General features: G+C 60.1%; 24 protein-coding genes. 17 read left to right on the forward strand and 7 right to left on the reverse strand.

Features of this window, described 5'->3' with window-relative positions; translation table 11 throughout:
• The first annotated feature begins 40 nt into the window (after positions 1-40).
• Positions 41-1,360, forward strand: coding sequence for a UDP-N-acetylglucosamine 1-carboxyvinyltransferase (murA, locus tag P8A24_RS03535; protein ID WP_278059796.1), 1,320 nt, complete (start codon positions 41-43; stop codon positions 1,358-1,360).
• 3 nt (positions 1,361-1,363) lie between these two features.
• Positions 1,364-2,182: a lysophospholipid acyltransferase family protein gene (locus P8A24_RS03540; RefSeq protein WP_278059798.1), complete on the forward strand. Its 819-nt coding sequence runs from the start codon at positions 1,364-1,366 to the stop codon at positions 2,180-2,182.
• 92 nt (positions 2,183-2,274) lie between these two features.
• On the opposite strand, the gene P8A24_RS03545 is transcribed toward P8A24_RS03540, so the two are convergent.
• Complete coding sequence (locus P8A24_RS03545; RefSeq protein ID WP_278059800.1) at positions 2,275-2,922, reverse strand: AMIN-like domain-containing (lipo)protein; 648 nt, start codon at positions 2,920-2,922, stop codon at positions 2,275-2,277.
• A 100-nt stretch (positions 2,923-3,022) separates the two neighbouring features.
• On the opposite strand from P8A24_RS03545, the gene P8A24_RS03550 reads away from it, so the two are divergent.
• Positions 3,023-4,132, forward strand: coding sequence for a D-alanine--D-alanine ligase family protein (locus P8A24_RS03550; protein WP_278059803.1), 1,110 nt, complete (start codon positions 3,023-3,025; stop codon positions 4,130-4,132).
• 226 nt (positions 4,133-4,358) lie between these two features.
• Positions 4,359-5,315 (forward strand): thiamine-phosphate kinase, encoded by a 957-nt coding sequence (gene thiL / locus P8A24_RS03555; protein ID WP_278059805.1) that lies wholly within the window; start codon positions 4,359-4,361, stop codon positions 5,313-5,315.
• Between the two features lie 91 nt (positions 5,316-5,406).
• On the opposite strand, the gene rpmB is transcribed toward thiL, so the two are convergent.
• A complete protein-coding gene (rpmB, locus tag P8A24_RS03560; RefSeq protein ID WP_278013363.1) occupies positions 5,407-5,598 on the reverse strand; it encodes a 50S ribosomal protein L28 in 192 nt (63 codons plus the stop codon).
• A 181-nt stretch (positions 5,599-5,779) separates the two neighbouring features.
• Here rpmB and P8A24_RS03565 point away from each other — a divergent pair, with 181 nt between their 5' ends.
• The 12 genes from P8A24_RS03565 to P8A24_RS03620 all read left to right on the forward strand — a co-directional run bounded on the left by P8A24_RS03565 (position 5,780) and on the right by P8A24_RS03620 (position 15,577).
• Positions 5,780-7,972, forward strand: coding sequence for an ATP-dependent DNA helicase RecG (locus P8A24_RS03565; protein ID WP_278059807.1), 2,193 nt, complete (start codon positions 5,780-5,782; stop codon positions 7,970-7,972).
• A 2-nt stretch (positions 7,973-7,974) separates the two neighbouring features.
• The gene (rsmD, locus tag P8A24_RS03570) at positions 7,975-8,532 is read left to right on the forward strand and encodes a 16S rRNA (guanine(966)-N(2))-methyltransferase RsmD (RefSeq protein WP_278059809.1); all 558 of its coding nucleotides are present in this window, start codon (positions 7,975-7,977) and stop codon (positions 8,530-8,532) included.
• Positions 8,533-8,541: 9 nt separating this feature from the next.
• On the forward strand, positions 8,542-9,021 hold the full coding sequence (gene coaD, locus P8A24_RS03575; protein ID WP_278059811.1) for a pantetheine-phosphate adenylyltransferase: 480 nt from the start codon (positions 8,542-8,544) through the stop codon (positions 9,019-9,021).
• Complete coding sequence (locus P8A24_RS03580) at positions 9,018-9,530, forward strand: SPFH domain-containing protein (RefSeq protein ID WP_278059813.1); 513 nt, start codon at positions 9,018-9,020, stop codon at positions 9,528-9,530. The genes coaD and P8A24_RS03580 overlap by 4 nt, the downstream gene beginning before the upstream one ends.
• Positions 9,531-9,537: 7 nt before the next feature.
• On the forward strand, positions 9,538-10,107 hold the full coding sequence (locus P8A24_RS03585) for a YceD family protein (RefSeq protein WP_278059815.1): 570 nt from the start codon (positions 9,538-9,540) through the stop codon (positions 10,105-10,107).
• Complete coding sequence (gene rnc / locus P8A24_RS03590; RefSeq protein ID WP_278059817.1) at positions 10,107-10,790, forward strand: ribonuclease III; 684 nt, start codon at positions 10,107-10,109, stop codon at positions 10,788-10,790. The genes P8A24_RS03585 and rnc overlap by 1 nt, the downstream gene beginning before the upstream one ends.
• Before the next feature lie 138 nt (positions 10,791-10,928).
• Positions 10,929-11,549, forward strand: a complete 621-nt coding sequence (locus P8A24_RS03595; RefSeq protein ID WP_278060186.1) for a response regulator — start codon at positions 10,929-10,931, stop codon at positions 11,547-11,549.
• Positions 11,550-11,959: 410 nt separating this feature from the next.
• A complete protein-coding gene (locus P8A24_RS03600; protein ID WP_278059819.1) occupies positions 11,960-12,316 on the forward strand; it encodes a hypothetical protein in 357 nt (118 codons plus the stop codon).
• Between the two features lie 9 nt (positions 12,317-12,325).
• A complete protein-coding gene (locus P8A24_RS03605; protein ID WP_278059821.1) occupies positions 12,326-13,204 on the forward strand; it encodes a hypothetical protein in 879 nt (292 codons plus the stop codon).
• A 74-nt stretch (positions 13,205-13,278) separates the two neighbouring features.
• A complete protein-coding gene (locus tag P8A24_RS03610; RefSeq protein WP_278059822.1) occupies positions 13,279-13,881 on the forward strand; it encodes an ABC transporter ATP-binding protein in 603 nt (200 codons plus the stop codon).
• Positions 13,874-15,079 (forward strand): ABC transporter permease, encoded by a 1,206-nt coding sequence (locus tag P8A24_RS03615; protein ID WP_278059824.1) that lies wholly within the window; start codon positions 13,874-13,876, stop codon positions 15,077-15,079. The genes P8A24_RS03610 and P8A24_RS03615 overlap by 8 nt, the downstream gene beginning before the upstream one ends.
• A 21-nt stretch (positions 15,080-15,100) precedes the next feature.
• Positions 15,101-15,577 carry a hypothetical protein gene (locus tag P8A24_RS03620; RefSeq protein ID WP_278059826.1) on the forward strand — a complete coding sequence of 159 codons (477 nt, stop codon included), beginning with the start codon at positions 15,101-15,103 and terminating at the stop codon, positions 15,575-15,577.
• Between the two features lie 23 nt (positions 15,578-15,600).
• Here P8A24_RS03620 and P8A24_RS03625 read toward each other — a convergent pair whose 3' ends face one another.
• The 5 genes from P8A24_RS03625 to P8A24_RS03645 form a co-directional block, all read right to left on the reverse strand.
• Complete coding sequence (locus P8A24_RS03625) at positions 15,601-17,226, reverse strand: GAF domain-containing sensor histidine kinase (RefSeq protein WP_278059828.1); 1,626 nt, start codon at positions 17,224-17,226, stop codon at positions 15,601-15,603.
• Positions 17,223-18,995 carry a thiol reductant ABC exporter subunit CydC gene (gene cydC / locus P8A24_RS03630; protein ID WP_278059831.1) on the reverse strand — a complete coding sequence of 591 codons (1,773 nt, stop codon included), beginning with the start codon at positions 18,993-18,995 and terminating at the stop codon, positions 17,223-17,225. The genes P8A24_RS03625 and cydC overlap by 4 nt, the downstream gene beginning before the upstream one ends.
• Entirely contained in the window at positions 18,992-20,746 is a 1,755-nt protein-coding gene (gene cydD, locus P8A24_RS03635; protein WP_278059833.1) for a thiol reductant ABC exporter subunit CydD, read from the reverse strand. The genes cydC and cydD overlap by 4 nt, the downstream gene beginning before the upstream one ends.
• 183 nt (positions 20,747-20,929) lie before the next feature.
• Positions 20,930-22,057 (reverse strand): cytochrome d ubiquinol oxidase subunit II, encoded by a 1,128-nt coding sequence (gene cydB, locus P8A24_RS03640; RefSeq protein WP_278059836.1) that lies wholly within the window; start codon positions 22,055-22,057, stop codon positions 20,930-20,932.
• 11 nt (positions 22,058-22,068) lie between these two features.
• A complete protein-coding gene (locus P8A24_RS03645; RefSeq protein ID WP_278059838.1) occupies positions 22,069-23,574 on the reverse strand; it encodes a cytochrome ubiquinol oxidase subunit I in 1,506 nt (501 codons plus the stop codon).
• A gap of 510 nt (positions 23,575-24,084) precedes the next feature.
• Here P8A24_RS03645 and P8A24_RS03650 point away from each other — a divergent pair.
• Positions 24,085-26,697: an Rne/Rng family ribonuclease gene (locus tag P8A24_RS03650; RefSeq protein WP_370870603.1), complete on the forward strand. Its 2,613-nt coding sequence runs from the start codon at positions 24,085-24,087 to the stop codon at positions 26,695-26,697.
• The last annotated feature ends 73 nt before the right edge of the window (positions 26,698-26,770 follow it).

A 26,770-nucleotide genomic window follows, 5' to 3' on the forward strand; every position in this document is an offset into this window, starting at 1 on the left:
TGTAATAAACTGTGTGCGTTGAACTGACAAGGAGATGTGAATGTCGGGTGTACTGAAAGTTACGGGCGGCACGCCGCTCAATGGAGAGATCACCGTTCGAGGTGCGAAGAATTTCGTGTCGAAGGCGATGGTTGCCGCTCTGCTCACGGAAGAGACGTCTGTTCTGAAGAACGTTCCTCAGATCCGCGATGTGGACGTGGTTTCCGATCTCCTCCGTGCTCACGGTGCCGAGGTTAACTACGATCAGGAAGCTGGCACTGTCACTATTACGCCGGGCAAGATCCACCTTCCTGATCCGATGGAAGTCGATCGCCTCGCCGGCTCGTCTCGTATTCCAATTCTTTTCGCCGGCCCCCTCCTTCACGCGCTTGGAGAGGCCTTCATTCCAGACCTTGGCGGGTGCCACATTGGAGATCGTCCGGTTGATTTCCACCTTGCGGTCCTCGAAGATTTCGGCGCAAAGCGTGATCCTCAGGCTCTCGGCCTCCATCTACTTGCGCCGTCGGGTCTCAAGGCGAAGAAGGTTCACCTGCCGTACCCATCTGTGGGTGCTACGGAGCAGACCTTGATGGCGGCTGTGCGGGCCGAGGGAATCACCGAGCTTTCCGGTGCGGCGGTTGAGCCTGAGATTATGGATCTGATCGCAGTTCTGCAGAAGATGGGTGCGCTCATTACGGTGGATACGGATCGCACGATCCACATCGAGGGTGTGTCTACCCTCCGTGGCTACACACACACCGCTCTTGCTGATCGTATTGAAGCTGGTTCGTGGGCTGTAGCAGCGCTCGCTACCCATGGCGATATCACCGTTCGTGGCGCCGAGCAGGCTCCGATGATGAACTTCCTCAACGTCTACCGCAAGATCGGTGGCGAGTTCGAGGTGCTCGACGACGGCATCCGATTCTGGCATCCGGGTGGTGAGCTCAATTCCGCAGCACTCGAAACCGACGTGCATCCCGGCTTCATGACCGACTGGCAGCAGCCCATGGTTGTCGCTCTCACACAGGCGACTGGCGTATCAATCGTTCACGAGACGGTGTACGAGAACCGTTTCGGATTCACCGAAGCACTCAACAAAATGGGTGCGCACATTCAGGTGTATCGAGAGTGCCTCGGCGGTAAACGTTGCCGCTTCGGGGTGTCGAACTTTTACCACTCGGCGGTCATCCAAGGGCCAACTCCGCTTGCGGCGGCCGATATCACGGTTCCTGATCTTCGCGGCGGATTCTCGCACCTCATCGCTGCGCTCGCGGCGGAGGGTACCTCTCACGTGTCCGGTATCGACATCATCAACCGTGGCTATGAGCACTTTATGAAGAAACTGGAGGCTCTGAGCGCCAACGTTGAACGCGTGGAGTGATCCATGGGCTTCTTCACTGTGCCAACAGATGCTCCCTGGATCATGCATCTTGCGGTGCCGGTGGCACGCGTCCTGCGTGCAATCGTCACCCGGCCCACAGTAGTTGGAATTGAAAAAATCCCTGCGAGCGGCCCTGTTATCATTGCGCCTAACCACACGGATTATTTCGACATCATTTTGATGGGTCTCGCTGTGGTCGAGGCTGGTCGTACGCCTATCTGGGTGAGCGCGGATCAGTACTTTAAGATCCCGGTTTTCCGTTCGATCCTCAAGGCTGTCAACACGGTTCCGGTGTACCGTTCAACCGGGCACGCGGGCGATGCGATGGCCGGTATGAAGAAGGCCCTCGAGCAAGGCGGATGCCTCGTTGTTTTCCCCGAGGGAATGATGAGCGTGGATCCGCAAAAGTGGCCGATCACCGGGAAAACGGGAATCGCTCGCCTGAGCGCCATGGTTCCCGGCACCACGATCCTGCCTGCAGCACAGTGGGGGACGGAACGGATCCTTGAGCCGTGGAGCCTCAAACTGAGCTGGAAGTGGTTGCGTTCGCCGTCGACGGTCGTGATCGGTGATCCGGTCAATCTCGGGCTGACGGAGGATTCTCCACACGGTGAGGTCAAGGCTGCAACCGAGCGGCTGATGAAGGCGATCGAAAAACTCCTCGTTCCGCTACGTCAAGCAAATCCGCTGGGCTTTACAACTGAGCCGCGCGATGTGCGCTGGGATAAGAAGCGCGACGGCGATCCCCACACGGCAACGGCCGGAACGGACGGGCTACGCGAAGAACTGGCACCGTTTGAACATCCGGTTCGACCAAAGTAAGCCGCGCACCGGCCTCGGGAGACCCGGCGCCGGGCGAGGATCAGGCGAAAGTGTGGGAGGGAAGCGAGTCGCTTCCCTCCCACACTGGCGTTTTAGCGCGCCACGTCGATCACGAGACGCGCAGGATCGTCCATCCAGGTCACTTTGTAGGGGCGCGCCTTATCAGATCCGATATAAATCTGGTGTGATCCCTCGAACCCGCCATTGACCTTCACCTCAGTAATGACCGAGCCTGCCGGCGGCACTGCCTTGAGCTCCTCCACGTGCTCCAGGGGGCCGGGGTAGCGAATCCCGTAGCCGAATACCTCCAAAATGATGTCTCCGCGCAGGTCGACAGGGAATCCGGAGCCCTCCTCCGTGGCTTCCTTCGTCCAGCCAGCGTTCCACTGGACGGGCGCTTTCGCCTTTGAATACTCGATCACGACGCGGTCGTAGCCTTTATCGGGATGGGACCCCATGCGTACCTTCACCGGCAGCGCCTGTGCCGAGAGGTCTTTAATATTCACTGAATGGCTTTCGCCCGTAGTAAACCCTTCGAGGGTGGGGGCAGGACTGCTCTGTGCGGGAGCGCTCGAAGTCGCGGCTTGCGCGGCATCTGGAGCCGACGACGAAGCGGCCTGTTGCGCTTGATCGGATTGCGAGCCGGCCGGTGCTGCCGACGTTGGCGTGCTGGTTGCTGTCGAGCTGCAACCAGCGAGCGTCAGGGCGGCGATGGCCCCAATGGCCCAAATGTTCTTCATATGCTCCTCCTTCTCGGGTGTGGTCCATCCCACTCTATCGCGTCGGTGAAGCTCAGAGCGCTTCAACGTGATCAGCAATGGCCGGCGGTAGAATGCTTGCATGCAGAAAATCTCAGTTGCAGTGATCTACGGTGGGCAAAGCGGAGAACATCCGATTTCGTGTGCTACGGCCGGAGCGGTGATGGCCGCTATGGATCCAGAAAAGTATCAGATCCTGTCGATCGGTATTCGCCGCGATGGTGCCTGGGTGCCGGGGGAGACTGACCCTGCACGGCTCCAACTGGGAGATGCCACTGTGGAGGTCGGCCCGTCTGATGAGCGGATTATCATCGGGCCTGGCGATGGTACGCAGTCGATTCTGGCACGTAACGTGGTCACGGGTGAGATTCGAGATCTCGGAGCTGTGGACGTCGTTTTCCCTCTCCTTCACGGCCCGTTTGGTGAGGACGGAACGATTCAAGGATTGCTGGAGATGGCGCGCCTGCCATACGTTGGCTCTGGGGTGTTTGCCTCCGCCGCAGGAATGGATAAGGTCTACATGAAGCAGGTGCTCTCCCAAGCAGGGCTCGCGATCGGTCCTTACGTGTACGTATCGCCGTGGCGCTGGGCTAACGAGCGCGAGGTGGTGCTTTCTGAGATCTCACAGCTGTCCTTCCCATTGTTCGTGAAGCCGGCGCGCGCAGGCTCATCGCTCGGAATGACGAAAGTAACTGATCTGGCCCAGCTCGACGCTGCGATTGCCACGGCAGCGGAGGTTGATCCACGGGTGCTCGTTGAGCAAGGTATTTCCGGGCGCGAGGTGGAGTGCGGGGTGCTTGGAGGCCTGGGCGGAACGCGCGCCTCGGCGTCGGGAGTCGGTGAAGTGATCCTGGATGTGCCCGAGGGCGAATTCTACGATTTCGAACACAAGTACGTGGCAACGGACGTGCTCACCAACCAGATTCCTGCGGATGTTTCGCAAACGGAGCTCGAGGATCTGCGTAGCGTTGCTCTTCGCACTTTTGAGGCGTTCTCGTGTGAGGGTCTGGCACGAGTGGACATGTTCCTCCTCGCAGGTGGCGAGGTTGTGGTCAACGAAATCAACACGATGCCCGGTTTCACCCCGTTCTCAATGTATCCCGCTCTGTGGCAGGCTGAGGGCATGAGTTATTCGCAGCTCGTAGATCATTTGATTTCGCTTGCACTCGAACGGACGGTGGGCCTGCGATAGCGCACTAACATCGTGCGAATGCGAGGTGAGCAGAGCCACCACGGCGAGCCTTGCTCATTTTTGCGCAGGTCGTTAGAGTTTTCTCCGGCCCAATAGTGTGAGACTGTGTGGTCGCCAGATAAAGGTGAGGTATCTGGCGAGGCGTACCCTGCAGTCTGCTTCGTCAAAGCGCCTAGCATCCTCGGCATGGTTGAGATGGCATGATGAACTCATGCAGATTTCTTCCATGACCGAGGACGTTTTAATTTCCCGGCTTCGCCCGTTGCTTCCGGTTTCGCGGCGTGCGTTCGTTGCCTCTGGCGACGACAGTGCCGTGTATTCGCTTTCTGGCGCAGCGACGCTTTCTGTGGACATGCTTGTTGAGGGCGTGCACTTCCGCCCCGAGTGGTCGAACGGCGCCGACGTCGGGGCGCGTTCTGCCGCACAGAATCTTGCCGACGCCGTGGCGATGGGTGCCCGGCCGACGTCGCTGGTGGTGGGGCTGGCGGTGCCGCCGACCACCGAGGGGGAGTGGGTAGAGGATTTTGCCCGAGGGATGGCGAGCGTGTGTGAGCCGCTCGGAGTTGGGGTCGACGGCGGAGATTTCGTGGCGTCGGATCAGATCGTGGTGTCGGTGACGGTGCTGGGACAGATGGAGGGGCGTGAGCCGCTTCGCCGAAGCGGGATGCAGATGGAGGACAAGCTGGTATTCGCGGGGAATCTTGGGCATGGGCGCGCCGGATACGAGCTATTAAACGCCGGCTACACGCGTGAAGATAAGAATCCGAAAATCGCGGCGATGATCGAGCACTTCCTCGTACCGCAGCCACCGCTGGAGATTGCACTTGCCGCTGCGAGCACTGGCCAATTGCGGTCGTTGATGGACGTATCGGACGGGCTGGTCAAGGACGTAGGCCGCATGGCGGGTGCGTCCGGTGTGTGGGTGGATATCGATCATCACGCAATTACGCGCCTGATCGGCCCGATCGCGACGGCAGCCGGGAGGCTCTCGGCGGACCGTAGCCAGTGGGCGTACACAGGCGGGGAGGATCACGGGTTCGTGGGGACAGTGGCGAAGGATGCTCCGATTCCCGGGGGCTTTACGCGGATCGGAACAGTGCGCGGAGCGGCGCTCGGCGGGCGCGTGACGGTTGGCGGCGTCCCGTTCGAAGGGAACGGTGGCTGGGACCACTTCGCGCAGTGATGAGAAATGCCCGCTCGCGCGAGGAGCGAGCGGGCACAATAGTGCGGGTATCAAAAAGGCCCCTGCGCAAGCAGGGGCCAATTTGTCGCGATCAGATGTTGCGAGTCACCTTGCCGGCTTTGAGGCAGGAGGTGCACACATTCAGGCGCTTAGGCGTACCCTTCACCAGCGCACGGATGCGCTGAATGTTCGGGTTCCAGCGACGGTTGATGCGCCTGTGGGAGTGCGAGACGCTCTTGCCGAAGCCCGGGCCCTTGCCGCAGACGTCACATACAGAGGCCACGGTTATCTCCTTCGTTTAGCTTCACTTAGCTTACCAATATTGGCAACCAAGCCAGATTAGCCCAAAAGCAAGTGATGGCGCAATTTAAACCGCCGTGGCATGGGGCACTTTGCCCCTGGTAGGCCCGCTCCGAGGCGTCACAGATGATGATAACCTGACGACAGTGAAAAGGGAGGAACGCATGGGCGATGCGGCGACGAGCGCGGAAGAGTGGACTGCCCTCACGCGGCCGCTCGCGCGCCTACTCGGCGCGAAAACCGCGTCCGCGCTGGAGAAACTCGGGCTCGCAACCGTCGGTGATCTTCTGCTCCACGTTCCTTTCCGCCTCGCCCATCGCGGCGAACTGATGGGGATCGAACGTGTAATGGAAGGTGAATCGGTCACCGTCGTCGGGCGCGTGATGAATTCCACTCTCCGCCCGATGAATGCTCGGCGTGGTTTCATCCTCACGATCACTATCTCCGATGGTAACCACGATCTGTCGCTCACGTTCTTCGCAAAGTCCTCCCGGCCGCTCAAGTTCCACGAATCGCGCCTCGCGCCAGGAACGGTAGCCGTCTTTTCGGGCACGATCTCCTCCTACCGCGGTCAGCTCCAGCTCAACCACCCGGACTACGAGCTCCTCGAAAATGAGGATGAGGTGAACGCGCAGGAGATCACCAAGCCGATTCCGATCTATCACGCCTCGGCGTCGTTGCCGTCGTGGAAGATCGCGAAAGCCGTGGAGGTGATCCTTCCGCAGATTTCGGAGGCGAACGTGCCCGATCCGCTCCCGGCGTCGTACCGCACCGAGCACCACCTGCCCTCGAAGTTTGCCGCGCTGCGGGCGCTCCACGCTCCGCAAACGGATGCTGAATGGGAGGCGGCGCTGGAGCGCATGCGTCACGAGGAAGCGTTCGTGCTCCAAAGCGTCCTCGCCACTCGCAGAGCCACGGCGCTCGCCGTAGCCGCGCCGGCAATGGAACGCACCGACGTCGGCGCGCTCGCCACGTTCGACTCGTGCCTGCCGTGGCCGCTCACGGACGGGCAACGTGAGGTGGGGGAGGAGATCGCTGCCGATCTCGCCACCACGCTCCCGATGCGCCGGCTCCTCCAGGGCGACGTCGGCGCCGGCAAAACCGTCGTCGCCCTGCGTGCGATGCTCCAAGCGGTCGATTCCGGCCGCCAGGCTGTGCTCCTCGCGCCCACGGAAGTCCTTGCCTCCCAGCACCTCGAAACGCTCCGCGCCCTCCTGGGGGATCTCGCAACCGGCGGGCAACTCATGGCGCCCGAGCACGCCGTGCAACTCGAGTACCTCGTCGGCTCACTCGGCGCGAAGGAACGCCGCCAAGCCCTGGCCAACATCGCCTCCGGCGCGGCGGGCATCGTCGTGGGAACGCACGCCCTCCTTCAAGAAAATGTGCAGATCCCGTTCCTCGGGCTCGTCGTGGTCGACGAACAGCACCGCTTCGGAGTGGACCAGCGTGACGCCCTCTCCCACGGCGCCCACATGCTCGTCATGACCGCCACGCCCATCCCGCGCACCATCGCGATGACCTCCTTCGGCGATCTCGACGTCTCCACACTGCGCCAGCTTCCCGCCGGGCGAGCTGGAATCACCACGAACCTTGTGCCGGCTTCTAAAGCCGCGTGGATGGAACGCGTGTGGCAACGGGCGCGCGAGGAGGTCGACGCCGGGGGCAGGGTTTTCGTTGTCTGCCCGCGGATCTCCGCCGACGACGACGCCGACGCGCCCGAACCCGTCGCTGAGGACCTGTTCGGAGCGGACGCACCTCTCGCCTCCGTGGAAGGAACGCTCGCCGAGCTCGCCCAGAACCCGGCTCTCACCGGCGTCGGGATCGGAGCCGTCCATGGGCGCATGAGCGCAGCGGAAAAAGACGCCGCCATGGCCTCCTTCTCTGCCGGACGTGCGCCCGTGCTCGTCGCCACCACCGTGATCGAGGTCGGAGTGGACGTACCGGATGCCACCATGATGGTGATCCTCGACGCCGACCGCTTCGGCTTGGCTCAGCTCCACCAGCTACGCGGGCGGATCGGGCGAGGCACGAAACCGGGCCTGTGCCTCGCCGTCCACAACTCGCTCCCCGGTACCCTCGCCTACGAGCGCCTTGAAGCGTTCGCCTCGACAAACGATGGCTTCGCGCTCGCCAACGCTGATCTCGAGCTACGCAGCGAAGGAGACGTGCTCGGAGCCGCCCAATCCGGGCGCGGGTCCACGCTCCGATTCCTCTCCGTCCTGCGCGACGCGCGCATTATCGACACAGCCCGCGAATCCGCCATGGCGCTGGTCGAGCGCGACCCGCGGCTCGTCACCGAACCCGCGCTCGCGGCCGCCGTCGCAGCTACTCACGCCGACTACATCGAGAAAGGCTAACCATGACCCGAATTGTTGCAGGAACAGCGAAGGGCAGGATCCTCCAGGTGCCGAAATCGGGAACCCGGCCCACGTCGGAGAAAGTGCGCGAGGCACTCTTCTCCCGGCTCGTGCACCGCGGCTACGTGGAAGGCTGCCGCGTCCTCGACCTGTACGCAGGATCGGGTGCGATCGGCCTAGAAGCTGCCTCGCGCGGAGCCGCAACCGTGATTCTCGTGGAAAACAACCCGGCCGCAGCGAAAATCATTCACGCGAACGCGGCAGCCACCGGGCTAGGCGTGAGCATTGTCAAGCAGAGCGCGGCCTCCTACCTTGCCGCACTTCACGGCATCGAATTCGACCTTGCTGTGCTCGACCCGCCCTACGACGTCGGTGAAGAAGAGCTCGCTACCGTGTTAGGTGAGCTCGCGGCGCACCTCGTGCCCGACGCGATGATCGTCGTGGAGCGTTCCAAGCGCAGCCCCGAACCCACCTGGCCAGAGGGATACGTGCTCGACGACCAACGAACCTGGGGCGATACCACGGTGTGGACAGCTACAGCGCTGGACTCAGATGAGTAGAATAAAGGCATGAGTATTGCTGTTTGCCCCGGATCGTTCGATCCGATCACGTACGGTCACGTGGATGTGATCAAGCGTGCCGCCACGATGTTTGATTCGGTCATCGTTGCCGTGTCCACAAACTCGGCCAAACGCTACATGTTTACCGACGCCGAGCGGGTGCAGCTTGCCCGCGAGGCGCTCGCGGCTGCTGGCGTTGAGGCTGAGGTGGAGTTGGTGGGCGGACTCATTGCTGAGTTCGCGGCTGAGCGAGGGGCGGCGGCAATCGTGAAGGGCCTGCGTGGCACCGCGGATTACGACGCCGAGGTGGCAATGGCACTCCTGAACCGGCACCTGACCGGAGTGGAAACGGTGTTCGTGATGGGCGATCCTGCGCTGAACCACATCGCCTCCGCTTTCACGAAAGAAATTGCCGCTTATGGCGGAAACATTGACGATCTCGTGCCTGCCAACGTGGCTTGCGCGATCCGAGGAAAGGTAAAGAAATGAGCGAAGCGGAATCCCTGCTTGAACTCGTTGACGACATGATCGCCATGGTGGAGCGCGCCCGCTCCGTTCCCATGTCGGCATCCGTCATGGTGAACAAGTCCGAGATGCTCGATCTTCTCGACGCCGCACGCGAGATGATCCCCGATCAGATCGGCCGAGCCGACGCCGTGCTCGCCGAGGCGCGCGCAACCCGCGAAGAAGCACGCAACGCCGCCGACGACGTCGTCGAGGACGCGCGCAAGGAAGCCGAGACGATCGTTGCGGAGGCCCGCGAGCAGGCCTCGCGCCTCGTTGCCTCGGATTCGATCACAATCGCCGCGAAATCTCAGGCCGCGAAGATCGTAGACGAGGCAAAATCGCAGGCGGCGAAACTGCGCTCTGGTGCAAACGACTACTCGCAGACTATCCTTGATGAGCTCGCCGGCCAGCTCGAACATCTCCAGGATCAGATCGCGGCCGGCCGCGAAGTGCTTCTCGAACGTATTAATCCGGCACAGCCGGAAGAATGAGGAATTGATGGATCTCAAATCTCCCTTCGTGATCTCGATCGTGGATCTCCCGCGCCAAGAGGGAGCCATGCGCGAGGTGCGCACCGGTTTCAACGCCCCCTCCGACGTTGGCGTGGCGATGTACCAGGTGGCTGAGGGCTCGCCGCTCGGCGTGGATCTCACGTTGCAGTCGGTCTCCGAGGGCGTGCTCGTTGATGGGTACGTTTCGGCGCACGCACACGGCCAGTGCTCGCGGTGCCTGATTGATATTGACGAGGACATGAACGAGCGCATCTCTGAGCTGGTGTTCTATCCAGAGCGGGCGGCCGCACTGGAGGACGAGGGCGATGAGGAGGCTGAGGATTTCTTCCTCATCGAAAATGATCGCATCGATCTGGAACCGATTATCCGCGATGCCCTCGTGCTCTCCATGCCACTCCAGCCGCTGTGCCAGGCCGATTGTGAGGGGCTGTGCCCGGTGTGCGGCGAGCGCTGGCTGGATCTGCCGGAAGATCATGAGCATCTGGAGGAAGCGTCGGATTTCTCGGTTCTCGATGCGCTCGCGGCAAAGCTCCGCGCAGCGGAAGAAGGCGAGTAATGCATCGCGATTTTCACGAATTCGATCTCGAAGGCTGGGGCGCATCGGTCGAGCCGGCTCTGCTTGAGCAGGCACTCACGCATCGCTCGTGGGCCTTCGAACACGGCGACGCCCACAACGAGCGCCTCGAGTTTTTGGGAGATTCGATCCTCGGCGGCGTGGTGGCGCGCCGCATCTACCTCGACTTCCCGGAGTCTGACGAAGGCGAGATGTCCAAGATCAAGGCCGCCTCTGTTTCGGAGAAATCTTTGGCGCAGATCGCTCGGCGCCTGAACCTCGGCGAGTTCATTCGCTTGGGCAAGGGGGAGGAGCGCAGCGGTGGCCGTGAAAAGGATTCGATCCTGTCCGACACAGTGGAGGCGCTGATCGCTGCCACGTTCCTTTCCTCCGATATTTCGGTGGTCAAGGGTGTGATCGAGCGTCACCTGTTAGTGCAGATCGAGGCAGCTTCGAAGATGGGGCCGGCGCTCGATTGGCGAACCGCTTTGGAAGAGCTGGCTCGCGCACGGGGGATTCCTGGCGAGCTTTCGTACGAGATCGTGGGCTCGGGCCCGGATCATGCTCGTTCCTATGAGGCGCACGTATTCCTCGGCGGCGTGGAGTACGGGGTGGGGACGGCTTCCAGCCAGAAGATGGCGAAGCTCGCGGCGTGCGAGAACGCCTACCATTCGATTCAGGGTTGAAAGTTCGCTCATAGGCTAGGCCTCGCCAGCGCGGACAATCACGCGAATGTGAGGTAGATTATTTTCTCGTAGAGGTGTGGGCCGTTCGGCCCGGCTTGTAAGAAAAGGTGAAACGTGGATAAAACGAACGTGACAGTGATGATTATCGACGACCACGAGGTGGTTCGCCGCGGCATCGCAGAGGTTGTGGAACGTGCGGACGGGCTCACTGTGGTGGCCGAAGCTGGCACGGTGGCTGAGGCGGTTCGCCGCGCAGAGCTGATGCACCCGCAAGTTGCGCTCGTGGATCTTCGCCTTCCGGACGGCACAGGTATCGATATTTTGCGCAAGTTTGCTGAAGTTGCGCCCGACGTCGCCCCGATCATCCTCACCTCCTTCGACGACGACGACGCTCTCGCCGAGGCGCTCGCCGCGGGCGCACGTGCGTACCTGCTCAAGTCGGTGCGTGGCGCCGAGATCACTGAGGTGATCCGCGCTGTTGCTGAGGGGCGTGTGCTCCTTGACGATCGCACGATTACTCGCCACCGCGAAGACCACGACGATCCGACGGTTGATCTGACGCCGTCGGAGCGCCGCGTCCTCGAGCTGATTGGCGATGGCCTGTCCAACCGCGAGATTGGCGACAAACTCGGCGTTGCGGAGAAGACGGTGAAGAACCACATCACGTCGCTGTTGGCGAAGATGGGCATGAAGCGCCGCACGCAGGTGGCCGCCTGGGTGGCCGGCCAGCGAGCCGCCGGTTGGCGCAACCAGAATTAGAGCGTTCATCAAACCAACCTATTACCTCCTCTGTGCTCCAGCTACAGTTTCGTAGCTGGGGGCACACTTCATCGCGAGCACTGGGCGGAGGCTGTGGCGATGTATCACGGGGTAGATGAAACTCGGCGTTTCGTGGCACGGAGTTTCTTAGGTGTCGCTAAAAGTTTCGAACTGAGTTTAGTAATTCTGGATGGTGGGAGGACTGGGGAACTGCGAGAATGGGCCCTTGTTGAACGTGATACTGCACTCCGGAAACGTATGTCATTACTCACTCGATATTCGTTCGCATTAGCTTGTCTCGAAAAATTGCGATCGCTATGATTGTGATTGCTCGCAAAGATGCGAGTGATTCCCACATTGAAAGAAGATAGTGCAATGAAAAAAAGAATCTTGGCGTTTTTCTGGTTGCCTTGAGTATTTTCACTGGTGCAGGTGCGGCGGTTGCTAACGCCGACACGACCCGCATCGGTGGCGATCTCAATACTTCTGGGGCTCTTGTCAAATATGACTACACCAGAACACACACGTTCAACGGCCCGATTACAATCGACATTGACGATATGCCATCAACATATCTGCGGTTGGGTCTGCGGAACATGAAAATTGCAGGCGGCCCACAGTTTGGCCAGAGCATCCAGTGGAATTCTGTTGGACGACACTCGTGGACAGGTGTCCGCAAGGGGACGCGTTTTGCTCTCCAAGGCCGCATGGGGGCTACCTGGTTCTGGCAGCGGGACAACCACTGGGGCGGAACGATTACCTACTGAGTGAGTACAATGAAATCAAAAATGAGCATATTGCTCGTTGGCTCGATGGTGGCTTCTGTGGGACTGGTGGCGTGCGGAACGCACGGCACGGAACAATCACAGGATCCACCTGAAAGCCAATCAGCGCCGCTAGTCGTAGTCGAGAAACGCGATATCGCTCCGACAATTTCACAATCCGGTGCAATCGAAAATTTGGCACCTTACGTGGTTCTGGCCCCGAACGCTGGCAGCGTCGATTCTCTCCTTGATGCTGGTACCACTGTGAAAAAAGGCCAACGAATCGCGGTGATAGCGGGAACCGAAGTTGTCGCGCCAACTGACGGGCGGGTAACAAAAACGGTGCGAAGCGGTGCTAACGTTCCAGCAGGGTTTTCAATAGCGGTTGTGGAGTCTGAGGCTTTTTCGATCCCTGTTGAATCGAAGTTGCTCAAGCACCAGTTTTCCTCTGGCGCGCAATTTTCTGGCCGCTTCCAGATTGAGGATGGAGTGGGTCCGAGCAAATGTGAAGCTGTGGTATTTCGTGAGGATTCGCGCGGAGGCAGCGAGAATGAAGGTGGATCGGGACCGGGAACCGCTGCGGCTCCGGGCCGCGCATCGTCAACTTTGCAATGTGTGATCCCTCGCAATGAGAACGTGTTTCCTGGTAGCTTGGCCACCGCTGTTCTTGTAGCGAAGACCCGTCAACAGGTCTTGGCATTGCCGGTAGAAGCTGTGGCAGGTCGTCAAGGTCATGGCGAGGTAATCGTTCATCGCGACAAAACGAAGGAGCGAGTGGCAGTTTCTCTCGGTGTCAATGATGGTGCATGGATTGAGCTGACATCTGGAGTAAAAGAAGGCGAGCAGGTCGAATCGCTTGCACCGAAACTAGATCCAGTGGGCAAACAGTGACACTTATTTCATTGACAGACTTAAGTGCGAACGTACAGTTGCCTGATGGGAAGTTACTGACCACCGTCGATCGCGTGAATCTCGAAATCGAGGAAGGGCATTCGTACTCGATCATGGGCCGTTCCGGATCGGGAAAAACATCGTTAATCTCGATCATCGGGATGTTGAATATGAGGGTTGAAGGCGGATACCACTATCACGGGCGGAATGTTCGTGATCTATCTGATCGTGAACGGGCGAAGCTACGAGCAGACAAAATTGGATTCGTTTTCCAAAACTACTCATTGATTGCGCACATGCGTGTTTGGGAGAATGTCGCGCTACCGCTGATGTACGCAAAATCCGTGCCGCGTACAGAACTACGTCCGCGTGCGCTCGAAGCTCTTGAAGAAGTCGGTTTAGCAAAACGTGCTCACGACTATCCCTCGAGGCTTTCGGGTGGAGAGCAACAGCGTGTCGCTATCGCTCGAGCCTTGGTATCCGATCCGGAACTGATGATTTGTGACGAGCCAACTGGTGCATTGGACCGCTCGACAGGAGATCGGGTGATGGAAACTTTACTGACTCTGATCTCAGAGAAAAGTGTCACCCTTGTGATGGTCACCCATGATCGAGAGATTGCACGCATGTGTGAAAACCAGCTCGTCATGGATGTAGGGAGAGTGCGTCATGTTTAGGATGGTGCTCCAAGATATTCGAACTTCTCGTTTACGTACATCGATCACGGCGTTTTCGATTTTCATTGGAGTAATCGCTGTAGTGTTCTCGGTCCTCATTGGGACGATGGGAAAGAGCTACCTCGAATCCACGATTGCGCAGAAATCCGGACGTTCGGTGACGTATAAAGCTGATCTCACTGATGCTTCTTTGACTACTACAGCGCTCGCTCGGCTTGATCAGCGTGTCACGGCCATGAAAGGAATTGACGGAACAATCGTCATCGAGATGCCCGATACTTTGATGAGCCTGGTTCCCGGAAAGTCACAGAATTCAGACGAAGCAGCTACGGTGAACGGTCACGATACACATTCGGCGCATGTAGTTTTTACCGATCCGGAATACTCAACAGTGTATTCGGTACCGATGGACCGAGGCCAATGGTTCCAGCGGACGGATGCTCCTACGGCTGCTTCGATAATCGTCAATAAAAAACTTGCCCAAGATTTGAAAGGTGCTCAGACCGTCTCAGCTTATATTGGGAATTTACGGACGCCGATGATGATGCGGATACAGGGCGTTGTCAACGATGGGGAAATGGATGAGGCGAAAGTGTATCTTCGACACGATCAAGCCCAAACATTCTTCCGAGGGCTTGCCGAGCAAGGCAGTGTCTCACTCCGCCTTCATCCGCGCAGCGAGGGTATGAGTCAAGAAGAGGTTCGCAGTCGCGCCGCTGATATTGTTTTCGATATTTTTGGTGATCAAAAGTTTGAGTTTGTGACGACCAATGACGGAAACCAGTTCGTAGGCGTGATTGAGTTCTTGCAACTCGCCTTCCTCCTGGTATCTGCCGTGATCCTTTTCGTCTCGATGTTGGGTTTGCTCAACATCAGTATCGCGTCGACGGAACAGAAAACTCGTGAGCTCTTGATTCGACGCGCGGTTGGGGCCTCCCGAGGTTCCATTTTTGTCCTCGTGCTGTCCTCGATTGTACTTCTGACCGTGGCGGTATCGATCCTCGCCGTGGGGATCAGTGTGGTCATTGTTCAGTTTCTTCCGCTCCTTGTCCCTCACGATTCTCCAATTGATATCCCCGGGTATCCGTACACCGCTGCGATTGCCGGGATCGGTAGCGCCGTAGTGACAGGGCTACTCGCCGGACTAATTCCTGCTTACCAAGCGGCCCGCCTAGAGCCAGCTCTTGTTCTTCGATGACCCTCATGTGAAAGGAATAAGATGATGAAAAAGATGAGTCAAGTATTGTGTGTTTGTGTAGCTCTTGCTCTGGTGGGCGGATGTGGCACGAAAAGCACAACATCCCAGGAAACTTCAGGAAAAACATTTATCACTCATACAGAGCTTGAACAAGAATATCGTGATTCCATCAAAAAGCTGGAGTTTCCGAAGGGCTTTAAAGTCCCGCAACAAACCACTGAAGAAATAGATGCAACATTCCAACGCGGATATGGCAACACCGTTGCTTCGTATACATGGCAATGTGCATGGCAAAAAGAATGGCTGGAACGATATGCTTCCGATTCTGATCGAGCAAATCGGGCACTGAAAGTCTTGGAAAAGGCGCCGTCGATGCCCTACCTCGATAAAGCGCATGCCGACGATGCGACGCGGCGGATATTCAAAGAGAATATTGATAAAGCAAAACTTGGAGATCCATCGGGAATTCAAGAGGATGTGAGTGCCAATTGTAAGTAAGTGCCACAGAATCTGTCATTCCTTTAGCGCAGCGGTACGCTCCAGCGCATGACCGTACCTTTCGCGCCTTCACGGGGGCCAAGTGAAAACTCTCCGCGGTGTCTGCGTGCGCGCGCCGCCAGGTTTGAGGTGCCCGAGCGTCGGCCGAGCGTCGGGGTGATGCCATCACCGTCGTCGGCGACTTCCACCACCAGTTCGTCAGGGGAGGTGTCCACGTGAACAGAAACGGAAGATGCGTGCGCGTGGCGGGCTGCATTGGACAGACCTTCGCGGACAACTGCGACGACGTCGTCGGCGATATCGGCGCCGACGGCGTCGTCGATCAGTGTCATCTCGTTCTCTGTTTCGAACGGCTCGCCGTTCCACGTGATGATGAGCGAGGGTGCGAAGCCAAGGAGCTCGCGCGCCTTTGAAGCTTCGTCCGCAAGGCGCGGCGCCACCGCGGCCGAGGACTCAGAATCGCGCAGGCGGCGCACAATCGCACGGATCTGCGAGACCGAATCGTCAATCGCCTTGATCGCGTGGTTGAGAGAATCGAACACCTCAGCGGGCAGATCGCGCTGCTCGAGATCTTCCTTCACCGCAGTGATATGCATGCCGGAGGCGAACAGCTGCTGGATCGCGAGATCATGCAGATCGCGCGAGATGCGCGAGCGCTGATCGAGCTCAGCGGCAAGCTCAGAGGCGAACCGTGCCTCCGCCAGCTCGAGCGCGATCGCGGCCTGCTTCGCTGCACTCTCGCCCATCGCCAAATCGTGGAGGTTGAACTCTTTCTTCCCCGGGCGGCGCAGCAAAATAATCACGCCCTTACCAGAACCCTTCGCGATCAGCGGCGCGTAGAGAGCCGGCCCCCACTGGCGCATCTGGTCCAGGCGAATCGTGCGCAGGCGCTGCATCGAATCGATCACCATGCCCGACTGCTCCGAGATCGTCGTTTGCGCACGCCCGTTCGGCGGGAACTCGACTCCAAGCAGATCGCCTGCATCGCCGTCGACAATCTCGCCCACCCACGTGTTGTTAATCGAGGGGAGCACCATCACGGCCGCGTCGGCCTCGGCCGCCAGGCGCATCTCGTGCGTGATTACCTCAAGTGCTTCGTCCTCGTCCGTACCTTCGAGGAGTGCGGACACAATATGTTGGGTGGCGTTGAGCCAGCCTGCACGGTTGCGGGCCTGTGCGTACAGGCGCGAGTTGGTGACGGCGATCGCCGCGGCCCGCGCGAGAAGGCGCATGTTCGCACCGTCGTCGTCGGTAAAACCGCCCGGTTTGTTTGTCAGGTACAAGCGCCCCCATACCTGCTGATCGATCGGAATCGACACACCGAGGAACGAGTTGAGCGGCGGATGCTCGGGCTTGTGAGGCTTGCGTGGTTCGGGCGGCAGATCGTTGTCGATCAAGTATCCGAACGGTGGGACACGATGGAAAAGGCCGTGGCCGCGCGGCGGGCGGCCAAGTGCTTTTGCGGTTTCCTCATCGAGCCCGGATTGGAAAAACTCCATCGTTTCGCCGTGCGAATCGAGCACGGAGATAGCGGAAAACTCGGCGCCGGTGAGCATACGCGCGGAATCGGCAAGGTAGTGGAGAGCCTTGTCGCGCTCCAGATTGCCTGTGAGGGCGAGCGCCTCGGTAATAACATCCATCAAGCTCATTGTTCACCTTCCTGCGCCAGCGCCCACGCGTACGCCTCATTTGACGCGGCGAGCTCAGCATGTGTGCCGCTTGCCACCACGCGCGCTATCCCGTCCACAGTACCAAGAACGATCACGCGATCGGCGGCCGCCAGCGCGGAGAGATGGTGAGTGACGAGCACGACTGCTCGTTCGCCGTCACCTGCGTGGAGCAAGTCCGCGATCAGTCGGTCCGCAGTTATAGGATCGAGGTGTTCGCCCGGTTCGTCGAGGAGCAAGAAATCGGCGGTCGAGGCGAGCGCGCGTGCCAGGAGTAGGCGACGTCTCTCTCCGCCCGACATCGTCGTGGCATCCGAGCCGAGTTGCGTTGCGAGGCCGTGCGGGAGCTGAGCGAGCCAATCGCCCAGGCCTGCGCGTTCGAGGAGCTCTCGCGCTTCGGCGTCGGTCACGTTCCCGCGGCCCACGCGTACGTTTTCGAGGACCGACGTGGCGAAGACGTGGGCGTCTTCTGCCGTGAGGATAAGTGTTTTGGAGACGTCGGCGCGCTCAAGTTCGCTGACCTCACGCCCGTCAAGCCGCACCGAACCCGTGTGTGGGGCGATGAGCCCGGCAAGCGTTGAGAGGAGAGTAGATTTTCCGATTCCGGAGGCGCCGACGATCGCGAGCGATTCTCCGCGGCGCACCTCCAGCGAGCCGATATACCCGACGTCGGGGCCACCGGGCCAGCCGATCGTGAGGTTGTTGGCGAGCAGGCCGGTGCCGTCGGGCTCGGCTGCGCGTTCGGCGTGCGCAGCGGCGACGTCGGCGCTGGGGGCGTCGGCGCCGTCGAGGATCTCCATGATCCGGCGTGCAGCGGCGGCAGAACGAATTAGTTGGATGCCGGCGTCGGTCATTCGCTGGGTTGCTTCGAAACCGGACAGCGGCGTGAGCACACACACCACGTAGTTGACGGGCGAGAGATCGCCGGTAGCCACCTGCCAGCCGCCAATCGCGATCGCTGCCACGACAGTGATGCCGAGCGCGAGAATATCGAGCGCCGCAGCAAGCGCAAGTGGGCGTGCAGCAGCGTCGCGGTGGCGCTGGATGCGCGCCTCCGTCCGTTCTCGGGCCGCCTCCATCTGGGCGAGTCTGCCGGAAACGCGCAGTTCTGAGGCGTGTTCGAGCAACGTGAGCGAGTCCGAGCCGAGGACTGCGCGGTCTTCTACGTGCGCTTCTTGCCACGCCGCGCCGTGCATCGCAACCCACGGGGCTGCGATGCCGGCGATCGCAAGGCACAGCGCGAACACGAGGCCGATCAGGGGCGAAAGGATCCCCACGATCGCCAAAGAAATCAGCGAGACTGTGAGCGCGACGGCGGCCGGGAGCATCGATCTGACGACAAGGTTTCCCACCTCATCGACGTCGGCGCCGGTACGGGCCAGCAGATCCCCGCGCTTGAGCGACGCCACGCGATCTGTGCGGGCGTCCGCCAACGCTTGGTAAAGAGAGGTGCGCAGGTTCGACATGCCGTAGAGCGCCACCCAGTGGGAGGCGATGCGCTCGAGGTAGCGGAAAATCGCCTTGCCGACGCCGAAGGCGCGAACGCCCACCGAGGCGACCGACAGGTCGAGGACGGGCGGGAGTTGCGCTGCGCGGGCGATGAGCCATGCGGAGGTGGCGCCGAGCGCTACGCCGGAGCCGATTGCTCCGGTGCCGGCCGCAACCGACGCTGCGAATTTCGCTTTGTCGTAGTCGAGGAGTTCGATGGCGCGCTTGAGTGCCGCGCGGTCTGCTTTGCTCAGCACGCTCATCGGGTGCCTCCGTTCCTCAGGGCCGCTGGGATCGCAAAGTCGGCTTCGCCGTCGAGCACGCGGTTCACGGCCTCGATGGCGCGCCGGCGGGCGGCGTCGGCAGCGAGTTCAGCGCTAATGTCACGCGTTCCGGAGCGGACGTCGATCACGTGGTCCGCCAGTGCAACCATCGCGGCACGGTGCGCGATTACCAGCACGGTGTGTCCGCGCCGGCGAAGTTCCTTCACGACGTCGCTCACGTAGGTTTCGCTGGACGCGTCCAGGTGGGCGGAGGGCTCGTCGAGAACGACAAGGGCGCGCGGGGAAACGAGTGCGCGAGTGAGCGCGAGTCGTTGACGTTGGCCGACTGACAGGCCCACCCCGCCCGAGCCGATGCGCGTGTCCCAGCCGTCGGGGAGCGAGGCAACGACGTCGGAGAAACCGGTGAGCGCGGCGGCCTGCGCGGCTTCCTCAGGGGATGCGCCGAGGTTGTCCGCTACTGTGCCCGGGATGAGGGCGGGGCGTTGCGGCACCCACGTGATTTGGTTCCACAGCGACTCACGGTCGATGTTTTCGAGGGGGATCGATCCGATCCGAATAGTGCCTTCCGACGGCTGGAGGAGCCCAAGGAGCATCGACACAGCCGTAGTTTTTCCCGCTCCAGATGGGCCGCGCAGCACAGTCACTTTTCCGGGTTCGACGACGCCGGTGAGGCCGGCAGGCGCGACGGTCGCGCGGCCTTCGGCGAACATGGACACGCCGTTGAATTTGATGGGTGTGGAGGCGAGGTCAGGTGCGGTGACACCGTCGTCGTGGGTGGGAAGTGGCGTGGTGAGGAGGGTGAGTGCGGCGTCCACTGCGGCCACGCCGTTCGCTGACGCGTGGAACTGTGTGCCGACTTCGCGAAGTGGGCGGAGGATTTCGGGCGTAAGCATGATGAGGATCAGGCCGTGTGCCAGCAGAATTGAGCCGCCCACCATGCGGAAGCCGACCTCGACAGCGACGAGCGCCGTGGTGAGCGTGGTGAGGAACTCGAGGGCGGCGCCGGAGAGGAACGCGACGGCGAGGGTTTGCAGAGTGGAGGATGCGAAGCGATCGCCGAGGGTCTTCACATGGGCGCCCGGGCCCTTCTCGCGGCCAAGTGCCTTGAGTGTGGGCAAGCCGGCGAGGAGATCGAGGAGCTGCGCGGATTGCTCTTCCATCGTCTTCAGGCGCTTGGCAGAATAACGCGCGGTGAGCTTGCCGATGAGGATCATGAAAAGAGGCACGAGCGGGATACATGCGGCAACGAGCAACGCCGAGGGCCAGTCAAGGATCGCGACGACGAGGAGTAGGGCTGGCATCGCGATAGCGGTGAGGAACAGTTCGGGCAGGAACTTCACGAAGTAGTCTTCGAGATCGTCCAGGCCACGGGTAGCGAGCGTGACGATCTTGGGGGAGTGCCCGTCGGAGAGCCAGCGTTCGCCCATGTCGCCCGCGTGGCGAAGAACCTGGCCGCGCAGATCGGCGATCACTTTTAACGCTGCGCGGTGGCCGATCGACTTCTGAACATATGTGACAGCTGCGCGGGCAAGGAGCACACCTGCGAGCGCGAGGACGAGACGCGCCGTGGTAGGGCTATTGCCGTAGAAAATGGGTTCAACCGCGTATGCGATGAGGAACACCTGTGCCGTGATCGACGCGGTGGAAAGCAAACCAAGCCCCACAAGGAATGCGATATAGGCGCGGGTGGCAGAAGCGTAACGGATCAGGCGCGGGTCAAACGGCTTCACGAATAGCTGTCCTTTCTTTCACCTGGACATTTTACCGGGCCGGCCAGTGAGAAAACGAATGCGATGGGAGGTAATCCTCCCCATAAATGCAGGAAGTGATCCTCCCAGGAATAATAAGCTCGCCGGTGAAAACCAATGCGGGCGGGTGGGGAACCCCACCCGCCCGCATGAGCAATAGCGCGATTACTTCGCAGTTTCGAATGCGCGCACCTGCGGGCCCAGGCCCGCAGGCTTCTCGGGCACATTCTCCACAGCCATACGAGCCGCGAACGACTTGTAGGCCCAGAACGTGTAGCCAAGCACAATCGGAACGAAGATCACGGCGGCGATCGTCATGATCGTCTGGGTCGGAGAAGTCGCCGATGCCTGGACGAGCGTGAGGTTGTACTTCTCGTTCACGTACGACTTCAGGGCGTTAGCACCGAAGGTCAAGAACACGAACACAACCGCGAACGCGATCGCAGTGAACGACGCGAAGAAGGCTGCCACGTCCTTGTTCTGCTGGGCGAAGAATGCCGCAGCGATGAACGCGAGCGCGGCCACGAGCAACGGAATGATGCTCAGAGCGTTTGCCGAGTAGGCGAAGTTCGCCCACAGGCCCCAGATCGCAGCGCCGGCAACCGTGACCAGCGTGAGCTTCTTGGCGAGCTCCATGTTGCGAACTGAGAACTCCCCGCGCGTCTTAATCGCCATGTAGAGCGCGCCGTGGGTGGCGAAGATCGCCAGGAACACGAGGCCGGAGAACACGGTGAACGGGGTGAACAGCGAGAAGAAGCCACCGGTGAGGAAGTGGTTATCGCCAGCCTTCAAAGCTGCGTCCACTGCGTTCGGATCAGCAGCCTTGAACACGCCGTTTTCGTAGTGGCCAACCTCGATCGCCATGCCCTGCACCAAGTTACCGAAGGCAACACCCCACACGAGGGTGGCGAGCCAAGCGACTGTGGTGTGTAGGGTATCCCAGGTGTTGCGCCACTTCGCTGTGTTGATCTTGCCGCGCCACTCAAGTGCACAGATGCGGATGATGAGCAGGAGCAGGATCAGGACGAGAGCGGTGTACATGCCCGAGAACATCGTGGCGTACCAGGCCGGGAAAGCGGCGAAGGTTGCGCCACCGGCGGTCAGGAGGAACACCTCGTTGCCGTCCCAGTGCGGGCCAATCGTGCCGAGTGCCAGGCGGCGCTCACGATCATTTTTCGACACAATCGGTATGAGCATGCCGACGCCGAAGCCGAAGCCTTCGAGCGTGAGGTAGCCGATCCACAGAACGGCGATCAGGATAAACCAGAGAATCTGAAGAAAAGTAAGTTCCATGATGACTCTCCTTAGTAGTTGAAGCTCAGGGTAGCGTTCGGCTCGGCCTTGAGGTCAACCGGCTTCACCTCGTAGTCGGCATTCGTGTTGATGCCTTCCTTGGCGTAGCGCTTAACCAGCAGGAACCAGACGATTCCGAGAGCCGCGTAGAGGAGCGTGAATGCGAGCATCGAGATCACGATTTCTGCGGACAGAACCGTGGGCGAGACTGCATTCTCGGTGAGGAGCTTGACCATCTGGTTCGAATCCTTGACGCCCATCTCAGCAACGATCGGGTAAACAACCCACGGCTGGCGGCCCATCTCGGTAAGAATCCAACCGAAGATCGAGGCGATGTAGGGGAACGGAATCGTCCAGATGAAAAGCTTCGCGAGTCCCTTCGAGGTCGGGAGCTTGTCGCCCTTGATGGCCGCCAAACCGACGATCGATAGAATGAACGAGGCGAAGCCAAGGCCCATCATGATGCGGAACGAGTAGAACGACACGAACACGTTCGGGATGTAGTTGACCGGCATGCCGTTGACTTCAGCGCCGAACTGCTTCGCGAACTGCTCCTGAAGATCCTTCGTGCCCGGGATGTAGGAATCCGGACCCGAGAAGTGGTTCGTGGCCGCAAACGACTCGAGGCCAGGAATCGGCAACGTGATCACGGAATCGGGGCCAAGCTCGGTGGAGGTGAGTGCCAAGCCGAGCGGGTGGGCCTCGCCACCTTCGTAGATACCCATCGCAGCGGACATTTTAGTGGGCTGGATTTCGCCGACGTGCTGGCCCATGAAGTGGCCAGTGCCGATGACGAGGAGCGAGGACACAAGCATGGTGACCAGACCGAAGTGAGCCGCAGGCTTCCAGTAGTTGGTCGCTTCAGCGGTGTCGCCAGCGTTCATCCGGCGGACCAGCCACCACAGCGAAATGCCAGCGATGAGTGAGCCAGCCACGAGGAGCGACGCAGTAATCGTGTGAGCGAAGGCGTACAAGGTGGTGGGGGAGAAGATAACCTTCAGGAAGCCACCCATGCCGTCGAGCTCTGCGCGGCCCGTTTCCGGGTTGAAAACAGCGCCAACAGGGTGCTGCATGAAGGAGTTCGCGGCCAAGATGAACAGGGCTGAGATGTTGGTGCCGAGGGCCGCCAACCAGATAGAAGCGGTGTGAGCCTTGGGCGACACGCGGCCGCGACCAAAGATCCACACGCCAAGGAAAACGGACTCCAGGAAAAATGCGAGGAGCGCCTCAAATGCAAGAGGGGCGCCGAAGATGTCGCCCACGAAGAGGGAGTACTGCGACCAGTTCATACCGAACTGGAATTCCTGGACGATGCCGGTAGCCACACCGAGGGCAAAGTTAATCAGCAGAATCTTGCCGAAGAACTCAGAGAGACGGAGCCAACGCTGGTCTCCGCTCTTGAGCCATCGAGTCTGCATCACTGCAACCAGTGGCGACAGTCCGATCGTCAACGGCACCAACAAAAAGTGGTACACCGTTGTGATACCGAACTGCCAACGTGCGAGGTCGACGTTCACTCGATCACCTTTCTTAGACGTTGTGTCGGCTCGATTGCTCGAACCGGGTAGCTGATGTTGGTCGGTGAGTAAGACCCACATCAGGCTCTGACCTCTCTATCTTCCCGGTTTTCTTGACGTTTTTCCATCTCTTAGAGCTGAATTTAGGTGCTGTTATCTTCATCGCGTTTATGACACTCTTCGGAGTGTGTGTAAGAAAATCCGCCTTTCGGTGAGTTGCCGCGTTTTCGAGGGAAACTATTTTTCTGACACCTGGATTTTTAGGCGTAATTCAGGGAAGCCTAACTGGGGACGTAGGTCCTAGAGCCGTTCTCTGACGTGGGAGTTTGCGGGGCTCTCCTCTTAATGGGGTTGCGCAGTGTAGAATGGAGACAGGTGGAGAACATCGGTCCACATGGAGGAAGCGTGCGCCGCGAGAGCGTTGCAGCCCTTCCTTCACATAGAAGACTTCCGCGGGATCCCCGCGACTACCTGCGCGTAGCCGATGTATGCGTGCGCTACAGGAGAATAATGATGGCTGACGAAGCCAATGAGAAAGTGACCTCGAGCGAGGCCGCCGAGAAGAATACAACCAAACGTGCCGCTCGCCAGCGCAAGGCGCCTGCAAAGCATGAAGGCGCGGCAGAGTCGGTGGCGCAGTCGCTCGCCGAACTCGCCCAAGAGAAGGGGAAGTCGGTGTTTTCTGCGGCCGAGGAGGCGGAAACCACTCCAGATGTTGTAGCGCCAGCTCCGATGACCGCTCTTCTGTTCCAGGAGCCGGACGTCGAGAAGGCTGTCCGTACACGCCGAACCCGTAAGAAGGTTTCCGAGCCCGACGTCGACGCTCCGGAAGCCTCGGAAGAGTTCGCTGAGGAAGATGCTCCGAAGCGCCGCCGTCGCGGAACGCGAGGGGGTCGCAGGAGCGCCGAGGTCGAGGCGCCAAATTCAAGCGACGAGGAATCGGCTGAAGATTCCACTGATGAAACATCGAAGAAGAAGCGTACCCGACGTAAGAAGTCTGATGCCGCGGACGCGGTTGCTGAGAAGTCTGATGCGAAGACGGAATCGGGGGAGAGCTCGGAACCCAGCGAGGGGGAGGAAATCTCGGTGCGTCGCCGTCGTCGCCGCCGTTCTGATGCCGACGAAGTAACCGCTCCGAAGGGGTCGACACGTCTCGAAGCGAAGCGTCAGCGTCGCAAGGAAGGTCGCGCAGCTGGGCGTCGTCGCCAGACGATATCGGAAGCCGAGTATCTCGCACGTCGTGAGTCGGTTGAGCGTGAAATGCTCGTGCGTGAACGCGACGGATTGAACCAGATTGCAGTGATTGAAGACGGCGTGCTTGTCGAGCACTTCGTCGCGCGGCATACGCAAACGTCGATGGTGGGCAACGTCTACCTTGGGCGCGTGCAAAACGTGCTGCCATCGATGGAAGCTGCGTTCGTCGATATTGGAAAGGGCCGTAACGCAGTTCTTTACGCTGGCGAAGTGAACTGGGAAGCTGCGGGCTTAGAAGGTAAGCCGCGCAAGATTGAGCAGGCGCTCAAGAGTGGCGATACTGTGCTCGTGCAGGTCACGAAGGATCCTATTGGGCATAAGGGTGCACGTCTTACCTCGCAAGTGACGCTTGCCGGCCGCCACCTCGTACTCGTCCCGAGTGGTGCCATGACGGGAATCTCCCGCAAGCTCCCCGAGCGTGAGCGAGCCCGCCTCAAGAAGATCCTCAAGGAGATCGTTCCCGGAGATCATGGCGTCATCGTTCGCACCGCGGCGGAAGGTGCCACCGAAGAGCAGTTGCGTGACGACGTCGAGCGCCTGACAAAGGCCTGGAAAGACATCGAGGCGAAAGCGAAGTCCACAAAGAACGCCCCGTCATTGCTGAAGGGTGAGCCGGAGCTCGCCGTTCGCGTGGTCCGCGACATCTTCAACGAGGATTTCCGCGCCCTCAAAGTTCAAGGGCGCAACGCGTGGGAGACCATCTCCGAGTATGTCCGCGATCTGTCGCCCGAATTAATGGATCGCGTCGAGCATTGGGAATCGGATGCGGATATCTTCGCTGCCAACCGGGTCGATGAGCAGCTCCAGAAGGCGTTCGATCGCAAGGTGATCCTGCCCTCCGGCGGCTCGCTCGTGATCGACCGTACCGAGGCAATGACGGTGATTGACGTCAATACCGGCAAGTTCACGGGTTCGAAGGGTGGCACGCTCGAAGAGACCGTCACAATGAATAACCTTGAGGCCGCTGAAGAGATTGTGCGACAGCTCCGGCTGCGCGATATCGGTGGAATCATCGTGGTGGACTTCATCGATATGGTGCTCGAGGCTAACCGGGATCTCGTGTTGCGCCGTCTCATTGAGTGCTTGGGGCGCGATCGGACCCGCCACCAGGTGGCTGAGGTAACCAGCCTCGGACTGGTCCAGATGACGCGCAAGCGTGTCGGCCAGGGCCTCGTTGAGGCGTTCTCCACCACGTGTGAAGTTTGCGAGGGGCGTGGCTACATTACGCACGAACATCCTGTTGAGCGTGGAGAAACCACCGAGCAGGCTGAGAAGGCCGACGCGAAGCGTGCCAAGGGGCGTGCAAAGAAGGCGAAGGCTGAGCCGGAAGTTGCCGACGATCCCAAGCGTTCAGAAGTAAAAGCTGCTCTGAACTCCATCGCTGCAGCGGCGGTGCATAAGCATGAGGAAAGTGAGGTTGATTCCGAGCTGAAGGCTGATGAGCAGGGCGAGGAAAAGTCGAAACGTGCCCGCGGGCGTCGGAGCCGTTCGAAGAGCTCGGACCAGATTGCCCAAAGTGCACCCAAGCAGGATAACCTGGGCGATTCTGATAACGTTCACGATGCCCCGCACGCCGATGGTGAGGATGAGGCCTCTCAAGGGAAGGAGCGTCGCCGTTCCCGCTCCCGCAAGGGTGTGTCGCGGAACGGGGGTGCTGAGCCTGTCGAAGCCACCTCGAGTGCAGATGCGTCTCGTGAAGCCTCTCGTGACGTAGCAGGCCACGATGATGATGCCCATGCGTCGGCGCCTTCAGGGAATCGGGAGCGTGCCGTGACGACGGAGCGCAAGTCTCGAATCGTGTCGTCCTCCGGGACGATCACGCCGACGTCGTCTGCGTCATCGGCGTTCCTGAGCTTCCCTAAGAAGTAAAGAAAGAGGAGGCGAAACTGTGGCGTGCGTCGCCGTGTGTCAACTTGTTTCGCCCCTCAAATCCATCTAATAT

Source organism: Arcanobacterium wilhelmae (assembly GCF_029632765.1).
Classification (GTDB): domain Bacteria; phylum Actinomycetota; class Actinomycetes; order Actinomycetales; family Actinomycetaceae; genus Arcanobacterium; species Arcanobacterium wilhelmae.

Excerpts from the sequence above, each read along its gene's own strand:
- murA (WP_278059796.1), top strand. The coding sequence starts at position 41 with ATGTCGGGTGTACTGAAAGTTACGGGCGGCACGCCGCTCAATGGAGAG.
- P8A24_RS03540 (WP_278059798.1), top strand. The coding sequence starts at position 1,364 with ATGGGCTTCTTCACTGTGCCAACAGATGCTCCCTGGATCATGCATCTT.
- P8A24_RS03545 (WP_278059800.1), bottom strand. The coding sequence starts at position 2,922 with ATGAAGAACATTTGGGCCATTGGGGCCATCGCCGCCCTGACGCTCGCT.
- P8A24_RS03550 (WP_278059803.1), top strand. The coding sequence starts at position 3,023 with ATGCAGAAAATCTCAGTTGCAGTGATCTACGGTGGGCAAAGCGGAGAA.
- thiL (WP_278059805.1), top strand. The coding sequence starts at position 4,359 with ATGACCGAGGACGTTTTAATTTCCCGGCTTCGCCCGTTGCTTCCGGTT.
- P8A24_RS03565 (WP_278059807.1), top strand. The coding sequence starts at position 5,780 with ATGGGCGATGCGGCGACGAGCGCGGAAGAGTGGACTGCCCTCACGCGG.
- rsmD (WP_278059809.1), top strand. The coding sequence starts at position 7,975 with ATGACCCGAATTGTTGCAGGAACAGCGAAGGGCAGGATCCTCCAGGTG.
- coaD (WP_278059811.1), top strand. The coding sequence starts at position 8,542 with ATGAGTATTGCTGTTTGCCCCGGATCGTTCGATCCGATCACGTACGGT.
- P8A24_RS03580 (WP_278059813.1), top strand. The coding sequence starts at position 9,018 with ATGAGCGAAGCGGAATCCCTGCTTGAACTCGTTGACGACATGATCGCC.
- P8A24_RS03585 (WP_278059815.1), top strand. The coding sequence starts at position 9,538 with ATGGATCTCAAATCTCCCTTCGTGATCTCGATCGTGGATCTCCCGCGC.
- rnc (WP_278059817.1), top strand. The coding sequence starts at position 10,107 with ATGCATCGCGATTTTCACGAATTCGATCTCGAAGGCTGGGGCGCATCG.
- P8A24_RS03595 (WP_278060186.1), top strand. The coding sequence starts at position 10,929 with ATGATTATCGACGACCACGAGGTGGTTCGCCGCGGCATCGCAGAGGTT.
- P8A24_RS03605 (WP_278059821.1), top strand. The coding sequence starts at position 12,326 with ATGAAATCAAAAATGAGCATATTGCTCGTTGGCTCGATGGTGGCTTCT.
- P8A24_RS03615 (WP_278059824.1), top strand. The coding sequence starts at position 13,874 with ATGTTTAGGATGGTGCTCCAAGATATTCGAACTTCTCGTTTACGTACA.
- P8A24_RS03620 (WP_278059826.1), top strand. The coding sequence starts at position 15,101 with ATGATGAAAAAGATGAGTCAAGTATTGTGTGTTTGTGTAGCTCTTGCT.
- P8A24_RS03625 (WP_278059828.1), bottom strand. The coding sequence starts at position 17,226 with ATGAGCTTGATGGATGTTATTACCGAGGCGCTCGCCCTCACAGGCAAT.
- cydC (WP_278059831.1), bottom strand. The coding sequence starts at position 18,995 with ATGAGCGTGCTGAGCAAAGCAGACCGCGCGGCACTCAAGCGCGCCATC.
- cydB (WP_278059836.1), bottom strand. The coding sequence starts at position 22,057 with ATGGAACTTACTTTTCTTCAGATTCTCTGGTTTATCCTGATCGCCGTT.
- P8A24_RS03650 (WP_370870603.1), top strand. The coding sequence starts at position 24,085 with ATGATGGCTGACGAAGCCAATGAGAAAGTGACCTCGAGCGAGGCCGCC.